We start from the raw sequence: 3,031 nt of genomic DNA, 5'->3' as shown, positions 1-3,031 counted from the left end.
TTAAGGAAGGACTTCGATTTCCCATTATTGTAAATAACTCTTTTGATAACAATATCATCTTCAAATGGAAATCCGATCTCGTCAAAGAAATCTTTAGCTTTTTCTCTCTGGCAACTAAAGCTTACTTCAATTGTTGAGAACTCAGCATCTTTTCTGACAAGCTTCTTATCGGCCCTGGCCCCAAAACACATTTGTAGGGCATCGAGAATTAAACTCTTGCCTGAACCCGTCTCTCCAACAATCGTGTTGAAGTTATTGGTAAAGTCGATGGTTTGATTGGTAAATGTTGCAAAGTTTTGTAATTTAACAGTCTTTAATACAAGTTTACTATTCATTATCTTCTACCGTGTCTGAACTTATCTTTTAGAGTTCTAAAATATTCTTTGTTTTCATTTATAATTAAAGAAACATGCTTCCTAGATGGTTTACTAATTTTGACTCTTTGATTTTTGAGAACCGTAATGGCCTCTTGACCATCTAGTGTGAGGAATAACTCACTTTCTCCCTTTGGGAGTTTAATATAAATAGTTTCGTTCTCCGGGAGAACAAGTGGTCTATGTGTAAGAGCATGCGGACAGATAGGATTTAAAATAATACCTTTAACTCTTGGATGAACAATTGGTCCACCAGCAGCAAGAGAATAGGCCGTTGATCCTATTGGGCTACTTACTATAAGTCCATCACCTGCTAAATTATATATATTCTCATCTTCTGTCTCGAGAGCAACAGTGAACATACGAGAAATTCCACTTTTAGAAATAACAGCGTCATTGATAAAATAGCCAGATCGAACTGTCTTTTCGTTTTCTATAATCTCTGCTTTATACAGTGGAACATTGTGAATTGTGTATTTTCCTTTGAGAACCTGAGCAAGGTCATCGTGAAATTCATGCTTTGAAAACTCAGTGATAAAACCAAGATTTCCCATGTTGATTCCAAAAATTGGTGGTGAAGCCTTCTTAGAAGTTCTTGCTACTCCAATCAGAGTTCCATCACCTCCAAGAGTGATGAGAAGATCACACTGAGTATGCATATCAACTTTAGGAATAATATTGAATTTAAGCTTCGTTGTTTGATAAATTTTATGAAGTCTTTCAGTCTCTTCAACTGGAAAGAAGACTTCAACCTTTCTACGTTTTAGCCATTCTGTGAGATTCGGAAGAATCGTAAGAAAGTCATGAACAGCACGAGGCTTTAAAATAATACCGACATTTTTAACTGCTTGCGTCATTGTCACCCTTTACAATTTCATCAATAACCTTTTTTACATCCGTAAATGGCTTGCTGTAAATCCTACAATTATACATTTTCGCTTTTTCAAGTATTTGTGGAGAGCTATAGGCCGTAATAATGACGAATTTTTGAGCAATATCACTAGGGGAGAAAACCTTTTTAGATTCTTCAATAATATCAAAACCTGTAATGTCCTGAAGCATAAGATCGCACACGACTATATCGTATTGATTATTATGAATTAATTTAATGGCCGAAGTTCCATTATTTGTAGCTTCGACTGTAGCTCCAGCTTTTTCTAATAATAACTTAAGAGTTCTTTGAATTAAGGGTTCGTCTTCTACAAGTAATATATTCATTATTGTTCCATAGGGATTAATAAGCTAAATGATGCACCTGTATTTGATTCATTAAGAACTAACTTGGCACCAATTTTCTTAGCTAAGTTTTTACAGATAGATAAACCTAAACCTGTTCCAGATTCTTTTGTTGTATAAAATGGATCAAAGATTTTAGTCTTTAGCTTATCTGGGATACCAGGTCCGTTATCAGAAATATTTAATCTTACGAATTCTGAGTCTTTACTTACTGTAATAAAGATAGCTTTAGATTCTTTTTCACAAGATTTAAGTGCCTGAGAGCTGTTGATAATTAAGTTAAATATAATTTGGCTCAGATACGTAGGGTTTGTAAAAACTTGAATAGTATCTTCAATATCAATGAATTCTATACTTCTACCAAATTGCTTAGATTCAGATTTTGTGAGAGTCAGTGTTTCATTGATGAGGTCTTTAAGTCTAATCTCTTGTTGAATATTTCTATCACCGTAAAGGCCAGAGAAGTTTTCAATGATACTTTGACAGCGCTCTGAGCTTTTGCCCACTTCTTCTATTGTTTCAATGACCTCATTATCTTTTTCATATGTATCACTAAGTAATAAGTTGGTAGATATATTAATACCAAAGAGAGGATTACTGAGTTCATGCCTCAAGGTATTAAGTAGTTCACCCATGAGAACAAGTCTTTCATGATGATAATAATCAGGATCACTTTGAAGTTGAGTGAGTGCATCGTATTCAATTTGAATACCATCTATATTTTTTGAAATTAGATTACTTGGTTTCGCGTGGTTACTTGAAATAGAGCCTTGTGCAGATGAGACATTAATATAAAATGGAAACGCCTGAATAAGACTTATAAAGTACTCGATTCTATCTTCCTTCATGAAGCTGTTTACCAGAATCTCGACTTCTTTTATCGATATCGTGAGAAACTGGTCAAAATATTCTCTCTCTATATCACTTGGGCTAAAGAAGTCTTCCCGTGAAAGAATAAAAATTAATGAGTGATTATGAAAGTTAAATTCTTTTGCAAGAAATGATCCTACTACTTGGATGTCATCGGATAGAATGTCAGTCTGATCAAATTGTTTATTCTTGCTCTTCTTAATCTTTGAAAAGATATTGTTGAAGCTAGAAACAGACACATTAGATTTTTCTATTTCAGTGTCACGATGTTTTGCAAGTGAGATAGCACTTGATTTACCCTTCTCATGAATTAAGACTTGCGAACTTTGATAACTTTTAAAAGGACCAATTGTTCTGAATAAGGCCAAAAAGTCTTGAAGCTTTTTGCATTTTTTATAGAACTTTTTTGACTCATTTGTATATTGATCAGTTAAATTCTCGTAATGAACATCGGCTGGTTTTGTAATTAGGGAATAGATTAATTTAGCCCCTAGGTCGTCAGCAATAGTAGATATAGAAAAGTTTGTTTTATTAGATAGAAAATGAATTTA

At 33.7% G+C, this 3,031-nt stretch carries 4 protein-coding genes; all 4 read right to left on the bottom strand.

Annotated elements, in window-relative coordinates:
- A partial coding sequence (locus M901_RS08320) for an AAA family ATPase (RefSeq protein ID WP_021277750.1) occupies positions 1-335 on the bottom strand: 335 nt, incomplete at its 3' end.
- Positions 335-1,231: an NAD(+)/NADH kinase gene (locus M901_RS08315; protein ID WP_021277749.1), complete on the bottom strand. Its 897-nt coding sequence runs from the start codon at positions 1,229-1,231 to the stop codon at positions 335-337. The genes M901_RS08320 and M901_RS08315, both read right to left, overlap by 1 nt.
- Positions 1,215-1,592, bottom strand: coding sequence for a response regulator (locus M901_RS08310; RefSeq protein ID WP_021277747.1), 378 nt, complete (start codon positions 1,590-1,592; stop codon positions 1,215-1,217). The genes M901_RS08315 and M901_RS08310 overlap by 17 nt, the downstream gene beginning before the upstream one ends.
- Positions 1,592-2,848, bottom strand: a complete 1,257-nt coding sequence (locus tag M901_RS08305) for a sensor histidine kinase (RefSeq protein ID WP_021277748.1) — start codon at positions 2,846-2,848, stop codon at positions 1,592-1,594. The genes M901_RS08310 and M901_RS08305 overlap by 1 nt, the downstream gene beginning before the upstream one ends.
- Positions 2,849-3,031: the final 183 nt, after the last annotated feature.

Origin of the sequence: Bacteriovorax sp. DB6_IX (assembly GCF_000447775.1) — a bacterium.
GTDB lineage: Bacteria > Bdellovibrionota > Bacteriovoracia > Bacteriovoracales > Bacteriovoracaceae > Halobacteriovorax_A.
This window is presented reverse-complemented; position numbering and strand designations above follow the sequence as displayed.

What these genes read in the sequence shown, in the direction of transcription:
- M901_RS08315 (WP_021277749.1), bottom strand. Translation starts at nt 1,231, where the DNA reads ATGACGCAAGCAGTTAAAAATGTCGGTATTATTTTAAAGCCTCGTGCT.
- M901_RS08310 (WP_021277747.1), bottom strand. Translation starts at nt 1,592, where the DNA reads ATGAATATATTACTTGTAGAAGACGAACCCTTAATTCAAAGAACTCTT.